This window comes from Kitasatospora sp. NE20-6 (assembly GCF_045862635.1).
On sequence record NZ_BPRL01000061.1, the window covers coordinates 46,466 to 70,912 of the forward strand.

Consider the following 24,447-nt stretch of genomic DNA (forward strand, 5'->3'; position numbering starts at 1 on the left):
CCGGACGGACCCTCCACCGGGCGGCCCTTCACCGAACCCCGACCCGGTCGCGGACCTGCGCGACGCCTCGTGCCCCGTACGCCTACAGCCAGTGCTTGTGTTTGAACACCGCCCAGAGACCGACTCCGAGGCCGAGCATGAGGACGAGGGCGAAGGGGTAGCCCCAGGCCCGGTGCAACTCGGGCATGTGGTCGAAGTTCATGCCGTACACGGACGCCACGAGCGTCGGGGTGAAGAGAATCGCGGCCCAGGAGGAGATCTTCTTGACCTCCTCGCCCTGTTCGATGGTCTCGCGGGCGAGCCGGCGGCTTTCCTCGCCCTGCGCGAGGCTCGCGCCGGACATCCTGCGCATCGCGTCGTTCTGTTCGAGCGAGACGAGCGTGGCGTGCACGGTGAGAGCGTTGTCCAGCAGGGTCCGCATCGTGGCAACGCGCTCGGTCACACGGATCGTGTGATCGAGCACGTTCCTCAACCGGTTCTCCACCTCGCTGTTCGTCCCGTACTTCGGCGATCCGCGGAGCAGGGCCTGCAACATCGCGGCGAGGGGTTTGACGGCGTGCTGGAAGCCGATCACCTGTGACAGCAACTGGTAGATGCGTCTGGAGAGATGCGGGTCGACGTTCCCGTTGAAGAGCGGGTTCTCGATCTCGTCGACGTCCTCCTCCAGTCCGGCCGCGACCGGTGCGTAGCCGTCGACGATCTCGTCGAGGACCGAGGTGAGGACCGCCTCCGGTCCCGTCGCCAGGAATTCCGGTTCTGCTTCGAGCCGGCGCCGGACGACACCGAGGTCGGGTCGCCGGACCTGCCGGACCGTGACGGCGAAGTCCTGTCCCGTGAACGCGTGGATCTCGCCGAACTCCACGCGTTCCTCCTCGTCGTCGTACCACGCGGGCCGGAGCACGACGAAGAGGGTGGCGCCGTAGCGGGAGTACCCGGAGTGTCCGGAGTGCCCGGCGGGTGCTGGTCCCGGGGGTGCGCACCAGGGTGTCGTGGCCGACGTGGGCGAGGCCGCAGTGCTTCTCGTGGGAAGTCGTCCATGAGCGGCCGGCCGTGGTGGCCGCGGACGGGGGTGCCCCTCCCTGCGGCTCCGCGACGGCAGGTGCTGAAGGCCGTGAGGTGTTCGGCGCCCGGCGAGCCGCCGGCGGTCGGTGGTGACCCGGCACGCACGCCGGGCGCGCACGTGCCGGGTCCGTCTCCGTCCAGGGCGGAACGGATCAGCCGAGGCTCCACTGCTGGTTGGATCCGCCGTTGCAGGTCCACAGCTCCAGCGGGATCCCGTTGACGTTCCCCGCGGGCTTGTCGCCGCCCCTGACGTCGAGGCACAGTCCCGACTGGATGCCGGTGACGGTCCCGTCGGGGTTGAGCCTCCACTGCTGGTTGGATCCGCCGTTGCAGGTCCACAGCTGCACCGCGGTGCCCGGGGCGGTCTGCTTGTCGTAGGCGTCGATGCACGCCGAGCCGTTGTAGAGGCGCAGCTCACCGGCGGCGGTGAGTGTCACGGCCTGGTTGGCACTGCCGTGGCAGTCCCAGATCTCGATCTTGGTGCCGGGCTCCGTCCTGTCGCCTTCCGCGTCCAGGCAGCGCTGCGAGGAGGCGCTGATCAGCGGGTGGGTCGTACCGGTGCTGCTGCCGGTACCGGCCGAGACCCGGTACATCACCGTGCCGTGCGCGGGCACCGACGCGCTGATCGTGCCGCTCGTCGACGACACCGCCTTGGTCCACAGGTTGGTGAGCCTGTACGAGGACGCGTTCGGCACCCCGGCCGCAGCGGCTGTGGTGCTGACGGTGGCGGTGGAGCTGTTCTCGTTGGTGAGGGTGACCGAGCGGTCGCCGTCGGCCAGCTGCTTGGTCATCACGACGAGCCCGCCGGACGAGGAGACGACGGTGCCCTGCTTGCCCAGGGAGTCCTGGTCGACGGCGATGACGTCGGTGTTCCTCAGGATGGTCAGCGTCGCCGGGCTCGCGGTGCGGATGTCGCTGCCGATGAGCAGGGGGGCGGCCATCTGCGCCCAGAGACTGAAGTGGGTGCGGTACTCGGTGTCGGTCATGCCGCCGTTGCCGACTTCCAGCATGTCCGGGTCGTTCCAGGCGCCGGGCTTGGCGTACTGCGCACGGGGCTGGTTCTTGTGGGCGATCTCGATCATCTTCGACCAGGTGTCGTTGATGTCGCCGGTGGTGCGCCAGGAGTTGCCGATGGGCGGCGCCCAGTTCCAGGGCGAGTTGGAGCCCCACTCGCAGATGCTGTAGAGGATCGGGCGGCCGGTCGCCTTGAGCGCGTCGCCCATCGTCGTGTACCGGGTCTTCGCATCGGCACCGGTGTTGTTGCAGTTGTCGTACTTCAGGTAGTCCACACCCCAGGAAGCCCACAGCCTGGCGTCCTGGGTCTCGTGCCCGAGACCGCCGGGGAAGCCGTTGTCGGCGCAGGTCTTGGTGCCGGCACTGGAGTACAGGCCGAACTTCAGACCCTTGGAGTGCACGTAGTCCGCGACGGCCTTGATGCCGTTCGGGAAGCGCACCGGGTCGGCGACCAGGTTGCCGGCGGCGTCCCGCGAGGGCAGCGCCCAGCAGTCGTCGAGGTTGACGTAGGTGTAACCGGCGGCCTTGAGGCCCTTGGAGACGAAGATGTCGGCGATGCCCTTGACCATCGCCTCGTCGAACTGCGAACCGCAGCCCGTGGTGTTCCAGTTGTTGAAGCCCATCTGCGGGGTCCGGGCCAGGCCGTTCTCCAGTGCGGCGGCCTCCGGCGCGGCGGCCACGGTGGCGATCTGCACACCGGCCGCGACTGTCAGGGTCGCCGCGGCCGCACCTGTCAGACCGCCGGCGGCCAACGTGAGCGAAGCGGCCGCAGCCGCGAAACGCTGTCGGAAACTGTGCTGTTCGTGAGACATGTGCGGCTCCTGGCGTGATGGTCGGTGCACGATGCGCCGGTGTCGGATGAAATCGGCCTCCCGTCCCTCGGACGCACGGACGCACGGACGCACGGACGGAGGGCCAGGCCCGCCCGCGGCCGGACGCTGCACGCGCCGGCCGCGGGCGGGACGAGGGGATCAGCCGCGCGCCCACTTCTGGTTGGCGCCGCCGTTGCAGGTCCACAGCACCGCGAGGGTGCCGTTGGCCGTGCCGTTCCCAATGGCGTCCAGGCACTTGCCGGAGCCGACGTTCACGGCCGCGCCGTCGGACCGCACCCGCCACTGCTGTCCGGCCGAGCCGTTGCAGTCGCGGATCTCGACGGCGGTCCCGTCGGCGGTGGCCCCGCCGGCGGCTCCCAGGCACTCGTTGGTGAAGACCCGCAGCTGGTTGGTGGCCGTCGAGGTCCAGAGCTGGTTGGTGCCGTTGTTGCAGTCCCACAGCGCGGGCCGGGTGCCGTTGGCGTCGTTGCCGTTCGGCACGTCCAGGCACCTGCCCGACTCCTGCCCCTTGAGGGGGGCGGAGACGTCGCCGCGCGCCCACTTCTGGTCGGCGCCGCCGCTGCAGGCTCGGATGGCCAGCCCGGTGCCGCTGGCCGTGCCGTGGTCGTTCGTGCCCAGGCACTTGCCGGACCCGGTGTTGACGATCGAGCCGTCGGCGTTGACCGCCCACTTCTGGGCGCCGGTGCCGTTGCAGTCGTAGATCTGCACCACCGTCCCGTCGGCGGTGCCGGCGCCCTTGACGTCCAGGCACTTCGTCTCGTACACCGACAGCCGGCCGGACGGGTTCAGGGTCCACGCCTGGTTGGCGCCGGCGTGGCAGTCCCACAGCTTGACGGCCGTCCCGTTGGCCTGGCTGTTGTCGGGCACGTCGACGCACAGGCCGGACTCCCGGCCCTTGAGGATCCCGTCGGTGTCGGCCGTGCCGCAGGTCGTCATCCCGCTGGTGTAGGGGCAGACGACCGATGCGAAGCCGCCGTTGCGCGCCTCGGGAACCGACAGCGTGTCCGTGTTCGTGACCACCCTGGTCTCCCTGAGCAGCCCCCCGGAGCCGTCCCGGACGGTCTCCAGCAGCCACTGGCCGCCGCCGAGGAAGCCCAGCGGCGACTGGAAGGTCTTCGCCGCGACCGCCGAGATGCCGCCGAGGTACCACCGGCCGCCGTTGCGCCGCGCCAGGTAGGCCTCCTGGCCGGGGCTGCCGCCGAGCAGCCGGGTCTCGTCCCACGCGGTGGGGAGCTGGTCGAGGATGCGCAGGGCCTCGGGCCGGGACCGGTAGCTCTCGGGGTTGTCCGCGAGGTGCTGCCAGCCCGACTCGAAGACCACCGCGGTGGCGAGCTCGTGGGCGTCGGTGGTGTCGCGGTTGGCCAGGCTGAAGACGACCGGCGTGAAGTCGGTGCTCGACACGGCGTTGCGGGTGAACGGCAGGTAGGTGTTGAAGACGGCCCGGTTCTGCTGCTGCTCGGCGCCGAACACCGCCTCGGCGGTCATCACCTGCGGCCAGGTGCGCTGCATGCCGCGCGGGGTGGCGGAGCCGTGGAAGTTCACCATCAGCTTCTGCTGCGCGGTCTGGGCGAGGACGGCGTCGTACCACTTCAGGGTCGGCTGGGTGTACTCGTAGCTGAAGTCGATCTTGAGGCCGGCCACGCCCCAGCTCTTGACCAGGGGCAGCCACTGGTCGCGCTGCTGGGCGGTCTGCAGGTTGGAGGAGTTGAACCAGAGGATGACCTGCACCCCGCGCTGCGCGGCGTAGGCCACCAGGTCCGGCACCCAGCTCGACTGCCAGCCCTCGTCGACCAGGACGTACTCCCAGCCGTTGTGCTGGGCGAAGTCGATGTACTGGCGCTGGCGGGCCGGGTCACCGGGGCTGGAGTGCTCGGTCAGCCAGGACCAGGCGACGGTGCCGGGCCTGATCCACGAGGTGTCGGCCACCCTGGAGGCGGGCGCGAGGTCGTCGACGATGGTCGAGGTGGTGACGGTCGCCAGGTCGCCGACGGTCGCGGTGCGCCAGGGGGTGGCCAGCGGCAGAGTCCCGGTGACGGGCGCGGCGGTGATCGAGGTCGTGTACGTGCCGGAGCCGGCGGAGTGGGTCAGCCGGCTGTCGGCGTAGCGGCCGTCCAGGTCGGTCTCGGCCACCAGCGCGTACGTTCCGCCGACCTGGAACAGCGCCGGCATGCCGTAGTTGTTCGAGGGTGCTCCGCCGGCGGTGGTCTGGAACCACTTCCCCTGGTCCTCGCGGTGCGGGGGCACCAGCCAGGCGGCGGCCGACGCCGGGACGCTCCAGGAGGACGCCTCGCGGCGCACCGTCACCGGACCCGAGCCGGGCAGCACGTACCGGTAGGCGGCGCCGGTGTCGGAGGTGCGCACCACGACGTCCAGCGCGGCCCCGCCGGTGCCGGTGAAGGACAGCGTCGTCTCGTTGTACGTGGTGCGCCGTGCGGACTGCTTGCCGGTGGTCGTCGTGTACGCCTCGGTGACCGCGCGGTCCTGGCGCCGGGTGAACGTCAGGTTCCTCGTGAGGTCGGCCGCGGCGGTCTCGATGCCGATCGGGGACGGCGACAGGATCGCACGGCCCTGGTTCGACACGCCGAAGGTCAGTGCGCCGTCGGTCAGCGTCAGCTGCGCGGACGTGGGCGAGCCGGCGGACGGTCCGGTGACCGTCCACGTGGTGGCCGCGGCGGGAGCGGCGTGGACGGCGGGGGCGGTGGAGAAGAAGGTCGCCGCCACGGTCGCTGCCAGGGCGCAGCGGGTGAGCAGTGCTCGGCTTGACTTCCCTTTCAGCACGGGGAGTTCCTTTCGGGTGCGGGCATGCGCGTACTGCTGACGGGTGGGTGCGCCCGGGCGTCGGCGGTCGGGCCGCTCGCCGCGACGGCGCCTGCTCCGGCCCCCGCCGCCGGGTCGGCGGCGGCGGGGCGGGTGCGGCGGAGGCGGGCAGGTGCGTTCGGTACGTGTCCGATCCGGATGGCGGAACGCGATCGTCCTCGCGGAGAAAAAAGAACATAACTCCACGAGGTCGAACGGAATCAACCACATCAGACCGTCGACCTCGCACGCATGTCAATCCTTCCGACAGGAAGAGTCGACGGCGGGCCGCCGAGTGAACACCCCGACGGAGGACCGTGGTTGACGGCGGTTCGGCCGAGGCGTTGACAGATCGCGCTCAGGGCCTTGATGCTGAGAGCGCTCTCAGAAAGGGCGGCCCACCGACTCCCCCTCAGCGCCGGACGGGCACGCAGAACGGCCCGGGCGCCGCCGACATCCCCCTCGGTGTCGTCACGCACCCGCACGCCCGGATCCAGAAAATCCCCCACCACGAGGAGACACGTGCTCATGGCACGGAAGTCACTGGCGTTGTTCCTCGCCGCGGCCACCACCGCCGCAGGAATGACCGCGCTCATCGCCACCCCCGCCGACGCGGCCGTACCCGACACGATCCCGCTGACCTTCACCAACAACTCCGGGCGCAGCGAGCCGCTCTACATCTACGACCTGGGCACCCAGCTGTCCACGGGCCGGCAGGGCTGGGCCGACGGCAACGGCACCTTCCACGCCTGGCCGGCCGGCGGCAACCCCCCGACCCCGGCACCGGACGCGTCGATCGCCGGGCCGGCGAACGGCCAGACCGCCACGATCCGGATCCCGAAGTTCTCCGGCCGGATCTACTTCTCCTTCGGTCAGAAGCTGGTCTTCAGCCTGACCACCGGGGGGCTCGTGCAGCCCGCCGTGCAGAACCCGAGCGATCCGAACCACAACATCCTGTTCGACTGGACCGAGTACACCCTCAACGACTCCGGGCTGTGGATCAACAGCACCCAGGTCGACATGTTCTCGCTCCCGTACACCGTGGGCGTCAAGGCGGCCGACGGCAGCACCAAGTCCACCGGCCAGCTGAAGCAGGGCGGTTACAACGCCTTCTTCAACTCCCTGCGGAACCAGCCAGGCGGCTGGGCCGGCCTCATCCAGACGCGCTCGGACGGCACGGTGCTGCGCGCCGTCAACCCCGGCCACGGCATCGAGTCCGGCGCCCTGCCGAGCACCGTCATGGACGACTACGTCAACCGCGTGTGGTCGAAGTACAGCAGCTCGACGCTGACGGTCACGCCCTTCACCGACCAGCCGAACACGAAGTACTTCGGACGGGTCTCCGGCAACACCATGAACTTCACCAACAGCTCCGGGGCGGTCGTCACCTCCTTCCAGAAGCCCGACTCGGACAGCATCTTCGGCTGCTACAAGCTGCTGGACGCCCCCAACGACCTGGTGCGCGGCCCGATCTCCCGCACGCTGTGCGCCGGGTACAACCGCTCCACGCTGCTCACCAACCCCAACCAGCCCGACAGCAGCGCCGCGGGCTTCTACCAGGACGCCGTCACCAACCACTACGCCCGGGCCCTGCACGCGCAGATGGCCGACGGCAACGCCTACGCCTTCGCCTTCGACGACGTCGGCAACCACGAGTCGCTGGTGCACGACGGCAACCCGCAGCAGGCGTCCATCACCCTCGACCCGCTCGGGGGTTCGGTCCCGTCCGGCCCGGTGGACACCGCGGCCTGGTACCGGCTGGTCAACACCAACTCGGGCAAGTGCGTGGACGCGTCGGGCGCCGGGACGGCCAACGGAACCCCGATCCTGCAGTGGACCTGCGGGAACGGCCAGGCCAACCAGCAGTGGCAGTTCAGCGCCACCGACAGCGGCTACTACGTGATCACCAACCGCAACGCCGCCGGCAACCAGCAGGTCGTCGACCTCCCGAACTCCTCGACGGCCGACGGGACCAAGCTCACCACCTGGGCCCGCAACTCCGGCGCCAACCAGCAGTGGCAGCCGGTGCGCCAGTCCGACGGCAGCTACCGCTTCGTCTCCCGCAGCAGCGGCAAGTGCCTGGACATCCCCGGCGCCTCCACCGCGGACGGAGCCCTCGTCCAGCAGTGGACCTGCAACGGCACCGGCGCCCAGTCCTTCCAGCTCGCCACCGGCTGACGCCGGCCCGGGCGCGGTGACCCGGCGGCCCCCGCGGGGGCCGCCGGGAGCGGGGATCCTTCCCGGCGGCCGGCCCGTGTCGGCGGGCGCCGGGGTGCCGCGACAGCTCGGCCCGGCAGCATGCACCGCACGCTGCCGGGCCGATGCACCACGCTGCCGGGCCTGCCTGAGCTGCCGGGCCGGAGGCCGGACGGGTCCGCCGGCCGGAGCCTCCGGGGCCGGTCCCCGTCCGGGCCCGTGCTTCCCGCCGTGCCGCACGGCGGCGGAGCCGGAGCACGTCTCCCGCTGTCGATCACCCTCCGGAGGCGGCCGACCGGGTGAGAGCCCGGGTGAGAGCCCGGGGCGGGCCGGTCGGGACGGTGCTGCCGCCTGCGACGGTCACCTGCGGGTAGCGGTCATGGCCGCGCCGGCGGCGGCCGCGACCTGCTTGAGCCTGCCGACCCAGGCTTCGATCTGCTCCGCCGGCACGGAGGCGGGCATTCCGGTCATCCGGATCGCCATCGGGGGCAGGTCCGCGTCGGTCGGGACGGGAGCGACGATCGATGCGAGGTCGTAGAGTTCGCCCGGCCGGAGGTCGGGGCAGAAGAGTTCGGCCAGCTCGGACGTCGCCTGCTGCACCGCGCGTTCGTGCCGTGGCAGGCGGTCGGACAGCTCGAACGCGGACAGCGCCGCCTGCTGGCGCCCGAGCAGTCCCGGCTCGGCGGCGAGGAGGGAGTAGCCGCACTCGCGCACCTGGTCGAGCCGGGCACGGTGGAGCTCGCGGCGGTCCGGGCTGTCGTCCGGGGAACGCCCCAGCCACTCCTCGACCTCCGCCGGGGCCGAGTTCACCAGGAAGGCCGCCCCGAGCGGCGGGATGATCGGCTGGCGGTGGCCGAGCGGGAACGGCTCGGCCACGGATGCCCGGTTCGCGGCGAGCACCTGCACGGCGTCCCCGCGGATCTTGACCAGCACGCCGCAGTTGACCGCGAGTTCGGCGCTGAGCTCCTCGACCTGGGACCGGACCGTTTCGGCCAGCTGCGCCGCCTGGATCAGATCGGGATCCGGAGTGGCGAGGAAGGACCCCGGGGAGAACCGCCCGTAGCCGCCCTGGAAGAACAGCAGCGGGAGCGTCGACCGCTGGACGGCCAGTTCGTGGACGAGCCCGAGGACGATGAAGTGGTCGCCCGCCTCCCGGACGTCCTCGTACGTGCACTCGATCCAGGACACGGCGTCCTCCAGGATGGGCGACCCGAGCGGCCCGGGCCGCCAGCGCACTCCGTCGAACTTGCCCGCTCCGCCGGTCGCCATGCGGCGGCACAGCGCCTCCTGATCGGCTGCCAGGACGTTGACGCAGAACGCCTTGGCGGTCCGGAGGTGCTGGAAGCTCCCGGAACTGACGGCCGGGAAGAACGCGACCATCGGTGGGTCCAGGGAGACCGAGGAGAACGTTCCGACGACCATGCCGGCGGGGTTGCCGTCCTCGGCCACCGCTGTGACCACGGCGACTCCGGTCGGGTAGTGTCCCAGCGTTTCGCGGAACAGTGCGGAATCGACGGCCTTGACCATGAAAACCTCGTTCGGTAGCTCTTGCCGTCGCGGGGCCCCCCGGGGGGCCGGGGGGGGGGGGGGCGGGGGGCGGGGGGGGTGTGTGGGGGGGGGGGGTTGCCCCCCGGTGGGAACCCGGCCCCCATCAAACCCGCGTTCGGTCGCTCTGCCGGTCGCGGACCCCCCGGTGGGCCCGGGGCGCCCGCGTCCGGCTTCTTGCCGGTTTATCGGGTGGTGGGCTGTGCACGCCGTAGGAGACCCGGTCCGATCCTGCGGGTGCCGGGCGTCCTCCGCCAGGCGGCCAGGCCGACGGCGGCGAGGAGGGCGGTGCCGTTGAAGAGGTCGGGGATCCAGACGGGGAGGCCGGCCAGTTGGAGGCCCTTGACTCCGACGGCGAGGGTGTAGGCGGCGACCACGGTGCCCCAGATGTTGAAGCGGCCGCCGCGGAACTGGGTGGAGCCGAGGAAGACGGCGGCGATCACGGGGAGCAGGTAGCCGGGGCCGACGGTGGGGTCGCCGGTGGAGAGCTGGGAGGTCAGCAGCAGTCCGGCCAGTCCGGCGACGGCTCCGGAGGTGATCAGTGCGAACAGGACGACCCGGGAGGGGCGCACGCCGACCAGGGCGGCGGCCCGGGGATTGCCGCCGGTGGCGTGGATACGGCGGCCGGCGGGTGTGCGTTCGAGGACGTACCAGAGCAGTGCGGCGACGGCGAGCATGAGGTAGACGGGGTAGGTGATGCCGAGGAGTTGGCCGGTGCCGAGTTCGGAGAAGCCGGGGGGCAGGTTGACGATCTGCTGGCTGCTGGAGATCCAGGCGATGGCTGCGGCGAGGAGGGATCCGACGGCCAGGGTGGCGATGAACGAGGGGATCCGGGCGCGGGTGATCATCAGCCAGGAGAAGAGTCCCACGGCGGCGCCGGCGAGGACGGACAGCACGATGGCGACGGGGATCGGGACGTGGCCGACGAGCAGTCGGGCGACGAGGATCGCTCCGAGTCCGACCTGGGCGCCGATCGCGAGGTCGATCACGCCGGCCGCGGTGGGGACGACCAGGCCGACCGCGACCAGGCAGGTGACCGCCTGGTCGGAGAGCAGGGACCGCCAGGTGCCGGTGGTCAGGAACGTGTCCGGCACCCACAGGGCGAACACCGCGACCATGAACGCGAGCAGGTAGAGCGCGGAGACGTTGCGGAACGCCATCGCCCGCCGCAACCGCGCCGACCGGCGCACCCCGTGCACCTCGTGCGTCCTCTCGGGCGGCGTGCCGTCCGCCGCGTGTGCGGGATTCACGGTGATATCGGTTGTCTGCATCTTCCTCACTCCGGTCCGCTCGTTCCGGTGCGGCTTCCGGTCGTCCCGAGTCCCAACTCGTCGCGGATCAGCCGTTCTTCGGTCAGGGACTCGCGCGGGACCTCGCTGACCACCCGGCCGTCCTTGAACACCAGGACGCGGTCGCACAGGGACACGAGCTCCTTGGTGTCCGAGGAGCACAGCAGGACGGCGGTCCCGTCGCGTCGCGCGGCCAGGACCAACTCGTAGATGGCCGCGATGGCGCCCACGTCGACACCCTGGGTGGGCTCGTCGAGCAGGAGCACGCGGGGACGGACGCGCAGCCACTTGGCCAGCACGACCTTCTGCTGGTTGCCGCCGCTGAAGAGCTTCAGCGGCTGCTCGGGATTGGGCGGGCGCAGCCCGACGGTCCGCATCCACGAGCGGGTCAGTGCCCGTTCGGCCCGCATGTCCAGGCGGCCGAAGGCCCGCCGCAGCGGGCGCATCAGAGGCAGCGTCAGGTTCTCCCGGACGCTCATCTCCATGACCGCGCCGTGACGGCGGCGGTCGGCCGGTACGTAGGCCATTCCGCTCTCGATCGCCGCCCGGGTGTCGTCCGGGACGAGTTCCTGCCCGTCGACCTCCACCCGGCCGCCGGACCGGTGCTCGGCCCCGAACAGCATCGGCGCGAGCTGCTCGCGTCCCGACCCCAGGATGCCGCTGATGCCGACGATCTCCCCGGCGCGCAGGGTCAGCGAGAAGTCGCTGATCTCCGGGCCGCTGATGCCGGTCACGGTCAGCACCGGCTCGCCGCCCGTGGCCTGGGGCTCCACGGTCGTTCCGGCGATCTCGCGGCCGGCGATGAGCGTCACGATCGCGTCGTGGTCGAGTTCGGCGGTGGGCTGTTCGGCGACCACCCGCCCGTCGCGCAGGACCACGACGCGGTCGGCGAGTTCGAGTACCTCGTCGAGCCGGTGGGAGATGAAGACGACCCCGGCCCCGGACGCGGCGACCCGCCGGATCGCCTTGAACAGCACCTGCACCTCGTCGCCGTGCAGCGCCGTCGTGGGTTCGTCGAGCAGCAGGACGTTGTCCGGGCGGGTCCAGCCGTCCAGGGCCCGGGCGATCGCGACGATCGCCCGCTGTGCGGGCGACAGCTTTCCCACCGGGAGGGTGACGTCGAGGTCGGTGCCGAACCGGGCGAGGAGCTGCTCGGCGCGGCGCCGCTCGGCGGCCCCGCGGACGGGCGCGAACGCCCGTCCGCGGGCCGACGCGCCCAGCCCGAGGTTCTCCACCGTCGTCAGGATGTCGGCCAGACCGAGGTCCTGGTGGATGAAGTGCAGGCCCTCGCGGGCTGCCGCGCCGCCCACCAGTCCGCCCTCGGCGTCACGGACCTCGACGACGGTCCCGGGATCGGCCTGGTGCACGCCGGCCAGGATCTTGACGAGGGTCGACTTGCCCGAGCCGTTGTGCCCCAGCACCGCGACGATCTCCCCCGGACGGACCTCCAGCGACACGCCGTCCAGGGCCTTGAGGCCCGGGAACGTCTTCGACATGCCCTCGATCCGGAGCAGGGGTGCCGTGGAACCTGCCACTAGGACACCTGCCACAGCTTGGCGAACTGCTGGGCGTAGTCGGGGAACGCCGACCAGCCGTGGGTGGGGTCGAAGGTGATGTCCTTCTGCTCCAGGAACTGCTCGGGCACCTCGCCGGCCTGCTCGCCCGCGGTGGGTTGGCCACCGCCGAGCAGGCGGGCGGTCGCGTCGACGGCCGTCCACGTCGACACCGGGAAGTCGATGTTCAGTGCGGCGGTCAGCGCGCCGTCCTTGATGTCCTGCAGGTTGCCGGCAGTGGGTCCGAAGCCGACGGTCGTGACGGACAGCCCGGCGGCCTTCAGCGCCGCCGGCAGCCCTCCGGCGGCGGAGAGGCTCACGAACACCGCGGCCTTCGTGTCCGGGTGGGCCTGCAGGTCGGTCACGACGGTGCGCGGAGCCGTCGTCCCGATGGTGCTCACGTCGACGGGCACCACGCGCACCTTGCACGACGGGCAGTTGGTCTTCATCTCGTTCTGGAAGGCCTTCTGCACCGGGGCCGAGATGTCGAGGGCGGGCAGGGTGTAGATGACCGTCTCGGTCTTCGCGCCCTTCTTGGCGATCACCCAGTCGGCCAGCAGCTTGCCGTTGCGCTGGCTCAGGTCCGCACCCAGGTAGTTGAACGTGATGCCGTACGGCTTCACGTCCTTGGCGATCTGGAGGGAGACCACCTTGGTGCCGGAGTCGGAGAGCTTCTTCAGGCCGCCGCCGAACAGGGCCGGGTCGATCGCGCCGAGGATGACGGCGTCCGGCTTCAGCGCGGACACGCTCGACGCGGCGGCCTGCGCCGTCTGCGCGGTCGCACCGGCGTTCACCACCGTCAGCGTCGCGCCCAGCCCCTTGACCGCCTGCTGCACGAACGTGCCCACCAGGGCGCAGACGGGCGTCGCGCACTGCAGATAGACGAACTTCTTGCCGGCGGGGAGCTTCTGCGCCAGCGCCTCGGTCACCGGGAAGGTGGTCGGCGGGACGGTGTAACGCGCGAGTGCCGCCTTCGCCGCATCGACGTTCGCCTCCTGCCCCGATCCCGCGGCGGCCGGGCCCGACGAGGTGGCCGAGCCGGAGGAGCCGCAGGCCGTGACCGACACGAGGGCCACCGCCGAGAGGCAGGCCGCGGCGGTGCGCCAGGCGTTGCGACGGTTCGAGCGACTTCCGCGGGCGACTCCGCCACGTCTCGAAACACTGGACTTTGCGAGCATCGTGCACACTCCTGTGGGGCTGTGAGGGCAGGGATCTGACGCTGCGAACGGGTTCGGTCCCCGGGCTGTCCGCACCGGCTCCGTGACTGAATCCTGAGACAAATGGACCGAACCAATAGGCCGTACCCTCCATCGAGCCGATGGGCGTGTCAAGGGTTTTGCGGCCCGATGGCGTTTACGTTTCAGGATGGTGATCAAAACCTAATGGTTAGGTCCGATAGCCGGGCGTTCGCGGCCGCGGCGGGCACGCCGGCGCGCGCGTGGAGCGCGCCTGGAGCGCGCCCGATCCGCCGCCGCGCGGGGCGGCCGGTTCCGCCGGGTGGGCATGCCGGTGGAGGCCGTGCGGCGGTGCGGAGGGCGCGGTGGGGGAGCGGCCCGGCGGTCGTCGCCGGCCGACGGCGACCGAGGCGTGAGGCGCGGGAGGCGGGATCGGAGGCGGGGCCCGTGACGGCCGGGGCTCAGCCCGAGTGGCGGTGCGCCTCCGCGGCGTGCCGGGCGGCGGTGACGTCGCCGGCGGTGATGGCGGCGACCAGGTCGCTGTGGACCTGCAGCCGCTGTGCCAGGTAGTCGTTGTCGCGGGGCTGGGGGTTCACCAGCGACACGTGGTTGACGAACTCGTAGAGGCCCACGTAGGTGCCCCTCAGGACGGCGTTCGGGGAGATCGCCGCGATGCGGAGATGCAGGTCCCAGTTGAGCGAGACGAACCGGGACACGTCGTCGAGGTTCTTCCTCATCGCGGTGATCAGCGACCTGAGCTCGCGCGCGTCCTTGGCCGAGCGGTGCTGTGCCGCGTGCGCGGCGACGAGCGGCTCCAGCTGCTCGCGGACCTCGATGGCCCCGGCGACGGCCAGCGGCTCGCCGTGCACGGTGAGAAGGGTGCGCCCGAGCCGGACCACCGGGTCGGTCGCCGCGACGAACATCCCCCCGCCCGGACCGGGCCGGACCGCGATCCGTCGCCGTTCCTGCAGCAGCCGGATCGCCTCGTTGACCGTGGCCTTCGCGACGCCGGTCTGCTCGCGCAGGTCGGCCCGGGTGCCGATGCGGTCACCGGGGCGCAGTCCGCGCTTCTCGATCGCGTCCTCGACGTAGGCCACGACATCTTCGGCGCGGGTTCGGTGGGCAGGTAGGGCCATGAACGGAGCCTAACGGATACTTCCGATACCCCGGCCGGGGGTCGGGCAGGAGGTCCGGCGGGCCGGGCGGGAGGTCCGGCGGGGGGTCCGGCGGGCGGTCCGGAGGGCCCGGACGGCTTGACGGAACCGGCCGCAGATCGCATGCTGGCTTTACATGCCTAATGGTTAGGTCTATTTGGCTCGCGGGGCCGCTCGGCCCCGTGGCCCCGGCCCGCTCCGGCGCAGCAGTGACCCCGGCCGACCCGCCGGTGACGAACTGTCGACGAGAAGCGGCGCAGCCGGAAGGCTGTGCGGTGGGACCTGTCGGGTGCCCGCACCGATCGTCGCGGCACCGCGCAGTCGTCACGACCGAGCGGCCGCACCGGTTCGGCGAGCGCCTCGGCAACGCCCCGGAGGTCCGCGTCCGTACCCCACGGGCCGGTTCCCGTGGGGGCGGCGCCGCGTGACCCGCAAGGCCGGCTGCGTCCAGGGCCGGCACACCGTACGAAGGAGACGACACGTGATACTCGTGACAGCGGCGAACGGCAATCAGGGCAAGCTGCTGATCCCGCGCCTCCTGGCGGCCGGAGCCGAGCTTCGCGCCTGTGTCCGCTCCGACGAGTCGGCTCGGACGCTCCGCGGGATCGGCGTCACCGACGTCGTCGTCGGAGACATCGGCGACCCGGACGTCCTGGCGCGCGCCATGCACGGCGTCGAGAAGGTCTACTACGTCGGGCCGGCCCTCCACCCCCGGGAACGGGCCATGGGCATCGCCGCCGTCGATGCCGCCCGGGCGGCCGGCGTGCGGCACTTCGTCCTCAGCTCGGTGCTCCACGCGATCATCACCGACCTCGTCCAGCACGAGATCAAGCGGGACCTCGAAGAGCACCTCGTCTCCTCGGGGATGGAGTTCACCGTCCTCCAGCCCGCCAACTACATGTTGCGGCACCGGCTCAAGCCCGCCTTCGAGAAGGGCGTCTTCCTGCTCTCCTGGGCGCTCGACCGCCACCAGTCGATGGTGCACGTGGGTGATGTGGCCGAGGTGGCCGCAGCCGTCCTCCTGGAGAGCGACCGCCACGCGGGCGCCACGTACGAGCTGGTCGCGCCCGGGCGTTACACGGCCCACGACCTCGCGAACGTCATAGCGGAGGTGACGGGCCGCGAGGTCGTCGCCGAGCAGATCTCCTCCGAGGTGTTCCTCGAAGCGGCCCTCGGCACCGACAACCCCGCCGAATTCCCGTACCAGGCCCGGCTCCTGCGGGCGATCAGCAGCCGCTACAGCAGCCATGACTTCATCGGGAACCCCAACGTGCTGACATGGCTCCTCGGCCGGCGCCCGACGACCTTCGAGCAGTTCACCCGGACGGAATTCGCCGCCTTCACGGCCGGGAGTGCCGCAGAGGCGGACTGAACGTCGTCCCGGCACAGGTTCACCTGCACGCGCCCCGCCCCGCCCCGCCCCGCCCCGCTCCGCCCCGGAGCGGGGCGGGGCGGCGTCCGTTGGCGCGGCTTCGGGGCCGTGACCCGGACACGCCGGACAGCGGGGCGATCTGCCGCCGCGTCAGGTCGCTCCGCGAGGAGGCCGCGACCGGCAGGGCCCGGTCTTCCGGCGGGCGGCTCCAGGGCGGGCCTGGCCGCGGGACCGCGGCCCCGGGGCGACGGCGTGTGCACTGCCGGCACCGTTCGTCCGGACGGCTCGGCCCTGCGGGTTGGCCACCCCCCCGGGGCCGCGTCCCGGGGGGGGGCCCGGCCGGCACCGTTCGTCCGGACGGCTCGGCCCTGCGAGATCACCACCGCAGGGCCGAGCCGTCCGGGCGTCGGCCGATCGTCGGGCCGTCCGGCCCCGTTGCCGGAGCGGCCCGACGTCCTCGCCGGAGGCCCGCGCCGGCAACGGGCATCCGCGGTTGTCCCCGTGCGGTTCAGGCGCGGGCCGCCGCCGCGGCGACGATCCAGTTCCGGAACTCGACGGCGAAGTGCCGGAGGTGGTGCTCCAGGATGTCCTCGGGGCACGCGCTGGGCACGTAGACGGACAGGCTGGAGGTGAAGCCGGCCGCCGTGTCGCCGAACTGGATCAGCACCCGCCCGATGACCGTGTGGTCGGCGAGGAAGAGGTTCGTGGCCTGCTTGTGGGGGAACTCGGCCTCCGGGAGGCGTTCGGCCGCGTCCGCGGCCCACGCCATCGCCTCGGTGCCCCAGCCGCCCAGGTAGAAGGAACAGGTGTGGGGGCCGATGTTCTCCACCACGTGGACCGAGCCGTCCGCCTGGTTGGTGATCGAGTAGTGCTCCGGGTGCGCGGCGAGCAGGATGTCCTCGTCGGCGAAGGCCTTGTCCATCCAGCCCAGGAACTCGCCCGAGGTGAGGCCTCGCGTCGTGAGCACCGTCGTCCCTCCCCGGAAGCTGCCGTCGGAGGCGAGGGCGCTCTCCCGCAGGAAGGCGTTGCCCTCCTCGATGTCGGCGGCCAGGAGGTCGAGCAGGCCCTGGCGTCCCAGCCGCGTCCTGAGGCGGGCCATGGCGCGGCGGGAGTAGAAGAGCTCGAAGTCGTCGATGCTCTCGTTGCCGGCCGGTCCCGACTCCAGCGTCACGGTCACGGGCAGGGAGGACTGGTTCGTGGTCATTCCATGATCTCCTTTAAATGTGAATGTGAATCTACATTCACGATAGTAGGTTCGCCGGTGCACCGCTTGTCAAGGGCGGTTGCGAGGATCGCCGCCGATACGATGCAGCACATGACTGATGAGCCGAACCGCCGAGCGCACTACCGGGAACCCCGGCAGGCGCGCAGCGCCGCGACACTGGCTCGCGTACTGCAGGCGGCCGAGGAGCTCGCTTCCACGGTCGGCCTGGAGGAGATGACGATCACCGGTGTCGCGGCCCGCGCCGGCGTCTCGGTCGGCACGATCTACCGCCGCTTCGAAGACAAGGAACAGCTGATCTCCGCGCTGACCGAGCGGATGCTGGAGCAGCGCGAGGAGTACGTGGCCGCGCAGCTGCGCGAGGCCGATCCGTCGCTCTCCGGCGTCATCGACGCCTATGCGCAGGCACTGCTGCAGTCCTTCGCCGACAACAGCAAGCTCTTCCCCGAACTGCTGCGCGCGCGGGGAACCGGCGCCCTGGACCGCGGGGCCCGCACCATCACGGAGATCCAGCGCTTCCTGCTCGAAGCGGCGACCCCCTACGCGGGCCGGATCCGCCGCTCGGACCCGCAGGCGGCCCTGGACACCGTGGCCCGGGTCATCCTCGGCGCCTGCTTCCACACGTCCCTCCACCCCGACCGCCCTACCGGCGAGGCCGCCCTGCGCCGGTACGCGGACGAACTCGGCGAGATGGCGATCGCCTACCTCAGCACCCCCGACCGCACCTCCGACCGGACTTCCGACCGGGCCCCGGGCGGCATCCCCGACCACCGGCCTGCCGCTCACGCCTGAGCCGCCGACGGGGCCGGTCCGTCCGCACCGGGCGGGCGAGGGCCGTGAGGGGCGGGCCGGAAGCGGGCCGTTCTGCGGTCCCCTGACCGTCCTGACCGTCCTGACCGGCAGGCCACGGTCCTGCCGCGGTCCTGCGGCGGATGCCCGGCCTTCGCGGGCGCCGCGATCCGGATCCTGGACGGGACCTTCACCCGGCGCGCTCGTGGCGTGCCGGACGAAGGCCCCGTCGGGATGTGCGCAGGCGCCGTTCTGCGGCCCTCAGCCGGCCTTGTTCGGCGCGGCGGGGGCGAAGCGGTCCAGCGTGGTGATCCCCGCGACCTTGTGCGGCTGGGCTCCGGCCATCAGCCGTCCGTAGTTCTCGGAGAGGGCTTCGAGGTTCAGCGCGCCGTGCAGGGTGATGACGCGCGCGTCGCGCCAGGCCCGCTGGATCGGCTCGCTCTCCATGATCGCGGTCGAGCCGGAGTTCCGCTGGAGCAGCTCGATCGCCTCCGCGCACCACTTGGCCGCGTAGGCGGTCTCGACGAGGACCCGTGCGCTGAAGAGCTGCATGTACGCCGGATCGGCCGGCGTGCCGGCCGCGGCGAGCGCGCCGAGCCGGTCGGTCTCCTCGGCGTTGGCGCGGGTCATCAGGGTCGCCGACTGGATCTTGGAGTGGACCTCGGCGAGCATCAGGTGCGTGAGGGGCGCTTCGAGCTGGTTCCTGTAGGTGGTGCCGCGGACGGGCCGGCCGGCGGAGCGTTCGAGGAAACGGTCCAGCGCGCCCTGGGCGAGGCCGATCGACATGCCCGCCATGGTGCTGAAGGCCCAGCCGAGCGAGGGCACCTTCCAGAGATCGCCCTTGAGGCCGCTGTCGATGCTCCCGTCGACGATGTGGCGGAAGTCGACGCCGCGGTGCTCCGGGACGAAGAGCTCGTCCCCGGCGAGGGTGATGGAGACGCTGCCGGTGGCGCACATGCCGGCGACCTGCCAGTCGTCGAGGAACCGGAGTTCGTCGCGCGGCACCTGGAGGCCCACCAGGTAGGGGCCCTCACCGTCGTCGGCGATGCAGCCGAGGTTCGTGAAGGGCGCCCAGAGCGAGTCGCTCCCGAAGGTCCAGGGGCCGCCGGAGACGATCCAGCCGCCCTCGGTCCGCTTCGCACGCCCCCGGGAGGCCGGGAAGTGGCTCGAACCGGCGACCCGCGGTCCCACCCATTCGGGCCCGTAGACCTCTTCGACGACGCGAGCACCTGAACCGGCGGGGATCCAGTTTGTCGAGGCTCCCGCCCAGACGCTCCACCCGCACGAGCCGTCCCACTTGGACACCTCGGAGATGACGTCGAGCTGCTGCAGGACGGTCAGCTCGTAGCCGCCGAACTCGGCGGGACTGCCGATGTCGAAGGCGCCGGTGGCGTCGAGGTCGGCGATGGTCTCGTCCGAATGACGGCCCGCGCGTTCCGCGGCGAGCGCGCGCTCCCGCAGGGTGGGCCCGAGCGCGCGCACCTTTTCGAGGATCGTCGCCAGCCTGTCGGAGGTGTCTTGGGTCGAAGCCATCGTCGTTGTCTCCTGTAATGGTGTTCGTGCTGATCGAGGGCTGCTCCGGCCCTGCCGGGGATCACCCCGGCGGCGCTGTCGGCAACCGGACGCTGTCATCGACGCGGCTCGGGCGACGGTGGTGGACGGTTGCCCTGGAACGGATTCTGGCCGGGCGGCGGGCCGGGCGCTTGTGGTGGCGGCTGTCGGCGACCGGCCGCGGGCGGGCGGCCGGAGCGCCGATGGTTCGGCCCGCACGGTTCCGGGGCGGAGGTGGCCGCAGCGGACGGTGACGGTGCCGACCGGGTTCGCGCGGCGCCGTGCGGCGCAGTGAGCTCTCTGTCGTGGACCTGGTGCGAGCCGTCGCCGTCGGGCCCTTGCGTGCCCGGCGGACGAGGTTGCCGTTATGGGCACCGTAGGAGGGTTCACAGTTAAGTGTCAACATTTCGACCGGATTTCGCTGAGGTTGGCCCGCTGTGAACCCGTGAGGCCCGGTAGCGATCCATCCGGAGATCGAGCTCTCCTGGCTGAGTCGTTCGAGGTGAGGACCGTCATGGGACTGTGGCGGCGCAGGGAGCCCATCGCGCCGGGGCGCGTCGCCGGCCTCGCCCCCCGGCTTCGGGAGGGCGGTGCTTGATTGCCCGATGCGGCGAAGAGTGTTGACAGTCTTTCTGTGGCTCCTGATGATGGTGCCCATACCCGCCACCCCTTCCGTCGGCCCCGTGCCGTGGCCGGGTGCGGCGGGAGCCGATTTCGGACGCGGCCCTGTCGGGGCCGGCGGAAGGCAGTGCCGTCATCGCCGGCCGACCCCTGACCGATGCCGCACGCACGCCGGGACGTGCCGCCGCAGCCACCACCGCGGCCACCGGCACGGAGCCGCGGAGCGTGCCTCGTCGACGGGCGAAGCGGCGTTCCTCCGGGCCGCGCCTCCCGCCTGACACCGCGCGCCACCTGCGCGGCCGGCGCCGGGGCAGGCTCCCGATGCGGACGCGTCCTGGCGCGACAAATGAACGATTGCGCTGCGAGTGGTTGTTCCCACCCACCGGCAGCTTCAAGGACAAGGAGCACGAGCATGGTCGAACACGACAAGGCAGCGATCATCGAGGTCCTGAATCTCTACGGGTTCGCGCTCGACGCCCACCAGTGGGACCTGTTCGACCGCATCTTTGCGGAGGACGTGACGGCGGAATTCGGTCCGGCCGGGTCCGCGTGGTCGGGTCTCGCCAATTTCAAGCGCTCCTTCGCCGAGTTCCACGCAGGGCTCGACGGCCACCAGCACACGATGATGGGCCACGTGGTGCACGTCGACGGCGACAAGGCCCACGCGTTCAGCTACGGCAACTGGCTCCTCGTGCGCGAATCGGCCGACGGCGGCCCGTCGTGGGAAGGGACGGGCTGGTACGACGACGAGCTCGTCCGGACCGATCGCGGCTGGCTCATCCAGCACCGCGTCTGCCGGCTGATGTCCTGGACCGGAAACCCCCTGGTTCCCGAGCCCAACGCCGAACACCACCCCGACATGCAGACGAACGTCCTTCGCCGGCACGCCGATGAGGGCAGGATCGCCTTCCTGAAGGCGATCCAGGCGCAGTAGGCACCAGGACGGCGTTCCCGCGGAGCGCCACGGGGGTGATCCGGAGAAGGCGCACGACGGCCCTGTCCCTGCCCCCGTCCCTGGCCCCGTCCGTAGTCCCGCCCGTAGTCCCCGCCCGTCGCCGGTGCCCGTTGCGGCGGGCCCGGGGAAGCGCTCCGCATCCGGCCGCCGCTGTTCCCGTGAGCAGCGCGGCCGGGCTGCCCGAAAGGCAGGACCTGCTGCCTTCCACGGGCACCCTCCACGGGCAGCCGTACCGTCGGCCTGCGGCCGGCCCGGCGGTACGGCTGCCTCCCCGCACCGGTCGCCGACCGGCCGGTGCCCCCGCGCCCCCCCCCGCGCCTTCGCAGGACCGAGGCTCCGCCCCGGCCGTTCGCCCGCCGTACAGCCCGCAGTCCACAGCCCGCAGCGGAGCCCGGAGCCGGGATCCGACGCGCCGTGCTGCGCACAACCCCACCCCCCGCCCGGTGTGTGACCCGCCCTGCACGGAAGACGAAGGACACGATGCCGCCCGCACTCCGAAGACACCTTGCCGCCGCGTTCTGCCTCTCCACGGCACTGGCCTGCAGCGCCTGCAGCAGTTCCGACGCCCTCTCGTCCGGGGCCGCCGGCCGGACGATCACCATCGCCACACCGAGCGCACTGCCCGACCTCGACCCCTACTCCTGCACCGGCGGCCAGGACCAGACCATCCTGGGGGCCACCTACGACACCCTGCTGCGCCTCGCGCCCGACGGTTCCTTCCAGCCTGCCCTCGCCGACTCCTGGCGCTACGAGAGTCCGGTCCGGTTCACCCTCTCGCTGCGCACCGACGTCACGTTCGCCGACGGGACGCGGCTGGACGCCGAGGCGGTCAAGCGGAACCTGGACCGGGCCAGTGCCTCGGCCGGTGCCGCCACCGCGAACTTCGCCGCATCGGTCGAGTCGATCAGGACCGAGGGGGCGGCCGGGGGCGCCATCACCCTGCGCCAGCCGTACCCGGACCTGCCGGCCGTCCTCGCGGGCTGCACCGGGATGATCATCAACCCCGAGCGCCTCGTCATCCCCGAGGCCCTGGCCTCCACCATGGACGGCTCCGGGCCCTACACCTACGACGCCGCCGCCAGCACCCCCGGCACCCGGTACGTCTTCCACCGCAGGAAGGGCTACTGGGACCAGGGCTCCTACCCCTTCGCCGACGCCGTCTTCGAGGTCGTCCCCGACATCGACGCCGGGTACGACGCCCTCGCGGCCGGCCGGGTCGACGTCGCCGCCGGCCCCTCCACGCCCCTCCGGCGCACCGGACAGGCCGGACCGGCCTCCGTCCGGGGCCAGGACGTCCAGTACCTGGTCAACCTGCTCGACCGCGGAGGATCCCGGGTGCGCGCGCTCGGGGACGTCCGGGTCAGGCGCGCCCTGAACCACGCCGTCGACCGCGCCGCGATCAACACCGCCTTCTTCGGCGGCGCCGGACGGTCCACCGCCCAGATCGTCCCGCCGGGCGCCCCCGGCTACGACCCGGCCCTCGACGACGCCTACCCCCACGACGTCGCCAGGGCGAAGCAGCTCCTCGCCCAGGCCGGCTACCCGAACGGCTTCACCCTGCAGGTGCTGTCCACCCGGAGCTTCAAGTCCGACGCCGTCCTGCAGCCGGTCATCGCCGAGTGGGCCGCGATCGGCGTCAAGGTCGAGAACATCGTCAAGCCGTACGACGAGTACCTGCAGAGCCTGGCCAGCCAGGCGTACCCCGCCGTGGTCATGCCCGTCCAGGGCACCCCGCCCTACACCGCCCTGGTCAACAACTTCGCCGAACGCAGCAAGCGCAACCCCTACCGTAGTGCCGACCCCGCCCTCACCGCGGCGTTCCGGAAGGCCGCGGACGCCACCAGCCCCACGGCGGTGGACGGGCTGCACGCCATGTCCGCCCGGCTGATCGACCAGGCCTGGTACGTCGGCCTCGGCTCCAGCGCGGTGACGTGGCTCTACAACCCGGAGAAGCTCGCGGGTGTCGGCTTCCACGAGGGCGGGGCCAGCCCTCGCCTCTACAACTGGAAACCGGCACAGAGCGATTGACCTCGCATGCCGGACACCGGAGACACCGGGCCAGGAGGAGGCCGGGTGTCTCCGGTGTCCGTCACCGTCACCGTCACCGTCACCGACGGTGACGTAGGCGATCTATGCGCCCTTCCCGCCGGGGATGACCCGCAGCGTGGGGCCGGCGGGGCCAGTGGGGGCGGTGGGTGCGAACTCGCCGAGATCCAGAGCGGCGTCGCGCCAGTTGGCGATCAGCCACAGCAACCGGGCGGTGTCTTCGGTGAAGGGCGGTGCCGCCGTGCCGGGTACGACGGGCCGGAGGATGGCTGCGGCGAACCGGATCGCGTGCATGGCGGCGCTCCCGCGCGGGTCGACGCCGTTGCCGGGGCCTGCCTGCCGCAGGGCGTCGAGGTGCTTCTCCAGCTCCAGCAGCATGTCGTAGGTCGGGACGTACGCGGGGTTGGTCCAGTGGTCGGTCACCGCGTTCCCTCCCGGTGGGCGGGGCCGGGCCGGCCGGTGCAGGCGTCGACAGCGTCCGGGTGGGCGGTGTCCGGGTGGGCGGCGCCGGATTGCTGCGGCTGCCGGTCGCCGTCGGTCCGGGTGCCGAGCGGACGGTCGTGGCGTTCCACCGCAGATGCGGCCTGATCGGGTGTCGGATCCATGGTGGAGAGTCTTTCAGAGGGCGGGGACGGTGCCGCCCACCCGCGCGGTGAGGGCGGGGGTGAGGGCGGGGAGGCCGGCGCCCGTGCCGTCGGGGAAGACGCCGGCGCGCAGAAGGCCGCCGGAGACGCCAGGGGAGGAGCCGGCCGGGAGGAGCCGGCCGCGGGCGGCCGGGTCCGGCGCCTACTTCGCCGATACGCACACCCACGACACCCAGGTGATCCGCACCCCGCCGACCCCGTCTCGACGGAGGGAGGCGTCGCCGTCCTGCGCGGCAACCTCGCGCCCGGCGGAGCCGCCGTCAAACACCTCGCCGCCGACCCGGAGCTGCAGCAGCGCATCGACGACCCTGATGAGGAACCGGCCCTGCGCCGGGCCGGCGGGCAGCCCCCGGAGCCCCCGTACGAGCGAGGCTACGGGGCTCTCCACTAGGAGCACGCCACCCAGGCCGACGAGGGCTGCGACTTCGACTTCCTGGCCCGGCCCGGGCACAACCCGGCGCCCGACCCGAGCTGAGCACCCCGCTCAGCCGTCGTCCCCGCGGAAGGCGTCCAGGATCTGTTGGGCGGCGAGGGTGGCGGTGAGGGTGCCTTCGCGGACGCGGTTCTCCAGGGTGGGGGCGAGGGTGCGGACGTCGGGGTGGTGGTGGAGTGCGGTGAGGAGTTGGTCGT

17 protein-coding genes and 3 pseudogenes are annotated in these 24,447 nt (G+C 71.9%); 7 read left to right on the plus strand and 13 right to left on the minus strand.

The genetic code is table 11. The features are described 5' to 3' along the window. Positions 1-82 precede the first annotated feature (82 nt). From SNE206_RS31490 to SNE206_RS31500, 3 genes are all read right to left on the minus strand, one after another. On the minus strand, positions 83-1,180 hold the full coding sequence (locus tag SNE206_RS31490; RefSeq protein WP_407916950.1) for a magnesium and cobalt transport protein CorA: 1,098 nt from the start codon (positions 1,178-1,180) through the stop codon (positions 83-85). A 34-nt stretch (positions 1,181-1,214) separates the two neighbouring features. Then, complete coding sequence (locus tag SNE206_RS31495; protein WP_407916951.1) at positions 1,215-2,888, minus strand: glycoside hydrolase family 27 protein; 1,674 nt, start codon at positions 2,886-2,888, stop codon at positions 1,215-1,217. Between the two features lie 159 nt (positions 2,889-3,047). Then, entirely contained in the window at positions 3,048-5,687 is a 2,640-nt protein-coding gene (locus SNE206_RS31500; protein WP_407916952.1) for a glycoside hydrolase family 97 catalytic domain-containing protein, read from the minus strand. A gap of 546 nt (positions 5,688-6,233) precedes the next feature. Between SNE206_RS31500 and SNE206_RS31505 the strand changes: the two are divergent. Both SNE206_RS31505 and SNE206_RS31510 read left to right on the plus strand, forming a co-directional pair. Continuing rightward, positions 6,234-7,412 (plus strand): annotated as a pseudogene (locus SNE206_RS31505) (glycoside hydrolase family 64 protein); the annotation flags it as partial. 27 nt (positions 7,413-7,439) lie between these two features. After that, complete coding sequence (locus SNE206_RS31510; protein ID WP_407916969.1) at positions 7,440-7,883, plus strand: RICIN domain-containing protein; 444 nt, start codon at positions 7,440-7,442, stop codon at positions 7,881-7,883. 378 nt (positions 7,884-8,261) lie between these two features. Here SNE206_RS31510 and SNE206_RS31515 read toward each other — a convergent pair whose 3' ends face one another. The 5 genes from SNE206_RS31515 to SNE206_RS31535 form a co-directional block, all read right to left on the minus strand. Further along, positions 8,262-9,428, minus strand: coding sequence for a flavin reductase (locus tag SNE206_RS31515; protein WP_407916953.1), 1,167 nt, complete (start codon positions 9,426-9,428; stop codon positions 8,262-8,264). A 203-nt stretch (positions 9,429-9,631) separates the two neighbouring features. Further along, complete coding sequence (locus SNE206_RS31520) at positions 9,632-10,717, minus strand: ABC transporter permease (RefSeq protein WP_407916954.1); 1,086 nt, start codon at positions 10,715-10,717, stop codon at positions 9,632-9,634. A gap of 5 nt (positions 10,718-10,722) precedes the next feature. Then, positions 10,723-12,270, minus strand: a complete 1,548-nt coding sequence (locus SNE206_RS31525; RefSeq protein ID WP_407916955.1) for a sugar ABC transporter ATP-binding protein — start codon at positions 12,268-12,270, stop codon at positions 10,723-10,725. Then, positions 12,270-13,466 (minus strand): sugar ABC transporter substrate-binding protein, encoded by a 1,197-nt coding sequence (locus SNE206_RS31530; RefSeq protein ID WP_407916956.1) that lies wholly within the window; start codon positions 13,464-13,466, stop codon positions 12,270-12,272. The genes SNE206_RS31525 and SNE206_RS31530 overlap by 1 nt, the downstream gene beginning before the upstream one ends. A 458-nt stretch (positions 13,467-13,924) precedes the next feature. Next, positions 13,925-14,599: a FadR/GntR family transcriptional regulator gene (locus tag SNE206_RS31535; protein WP_407916957.1), complete on the minus strand. Its 675-nt coding sequence runs from the start codon at positions 14,597-14,599 to the stop codon at positions 13,925-13,927. A gap of 499 nt (positions 14,600-15,098) precedes the next feature. Here SNE206_RS31535 and SNE206_RS31540 point away from each other — a divergent pair, with 499 nt between their 5' ends. Further along, the gene (locus SNE206_RS31540; protein ID WP_407916958.1) at positions 15,099-15,989 is read left to right on the plus strand and encodes an SDR family oxidoreductase; all 891 of its coding nucleotides are present in this window, start codon (positions 15,099-15,101) and stop codon (positions 15,987-15,989) included. A gap of 508 nt (positions 15,990-16,497) precedes the next feature. Here SNE206_RS31540 and SNE206_RS31545 read toward each other — a convergent pair. Further along, positions 16,498-17,193 (minus strand): hypothetical protein, encoded by a 696-nt coding sequence (locus SNE206_RS31545; RefSeq protein WP_407916959.1) that lies wholly within the window; start codon positions 17,191-17,193, stop codon positions 16,498-16,500. A 111-nt stretch (positions 17,194-17,304) separates the two neighbouring features. Between SNE206_RS31545 and SNE206_RS31550 the strand changes: the two genes are divergently transcribed. Continuing rightward, the gene (locus tag SNE206_RS31550; RefSeq protein WP_407916960.1) at positions 17,305-18,003 is read left to right on the plus strand and encodes a TetR/AcrR family transcriptional regulator; all 699 of its coding nucleotides are present in this window, start codon (positions 17,305-17,307) and stop codon (positions 18,001-18,003) included. A 258-nt stretch (positions 18,004-18,261) separates the two neighbouring features. Here SNE206_RS31550 and SNE206_RS31555 read toward each other — a convergent pair whose 3' ends face one another. Further along, positions 18,262-19,533 (minus strand): acyl-CoA dehydrogenase family protein, encoded by a 1,272-nt coding sequence (locus SNE206_RS31555; protein WP_407916961.1) that lies wholly within the window; start codon positions 19,531-19,533, stop codon positions 18,262-18,264. A gap of 1,051 nt (positions 19,534-20,584) precedes the next feature. Here SNE206_RS31555 and SNE206_RS31560 point away from each other — a divergent pair. Together SNE206_RS31560 and SNE206_RS31565 are read left to right on the plus strand one after the other, a co-directional pair. After that, positions 20,585-21,106: a nuclear transport factor 2 family protein gene (locus tag SNE206_RS31560; protein ID WP_407916962.1), complete on the plus strand. Its 522-nt coding sequence runs from the start codon at positions 20,585-20,587 to the stop codon at positions 21,104-21,106. 501 nt (positions 21,107-21,607) lie between these two features. Then, positions 21,608-23,155, plus strand: a complete 1,548-nt coding sequence (locus SNE206_RS31565) for an ABC transporter substrate-binding protein (protein ID WP_407916963.1) — start codon at positions 21,608-21,610, stop codon at positions 23,153-23,155. 102 nt (positions 23,156-23,257) lie between these two features. Here SNE206_RS31565 and SNE206_RS31570 read toward each other — a convergent pair whose 3' ends face one another. Beyond that, positions 23,258-23,596, minus strand: coding sequence for a hypothetical protein (locus SNE206_RS31570; RefSeq protein WP_407916964.1), 339 nt, complete (start codon positions 23,594-23,596; stop codon positions 23,258-23,260). After that, positions 23,593-23,778, minus strand: a complete 186-nt coding sequence (locus SNE206_RS31575) for a hypothetical protein (RefSeq protein ID WP_407916965.1) — start codon at positions 23,776-23,778, stop codon at positions 23,593-23,595. Before SNE206_RS31575 ends, SNE206_RS31570 begins: the two co-directional genes overlap by 4 nt. A 203-nt stretch (positions 23,779-23,981) precedes the next feature. On the opposite strand from SNE206_RS31575, the pseudogene SNE206_RS31580 reads away from it, so the two are divergent. After that, positions 23,982-24,292, plus strand: a pseudogene (locus SNE206_RS31580) (dihydroxy-acid dehydratase); the annotation flags it as partial. A gap of 9 nt (positions 24,293-24,301) precedes the next feature. Here SNE206_RS31580 and SNE206_RS31585 read toward each other — a convergent pair. After that, positions 24,302-24,447: pseudogene (locus SNE206_RS31585) on the minus strand (methylmalonyl Co-A mutase-associated GTPase MeaB); the annotation flags it as partial.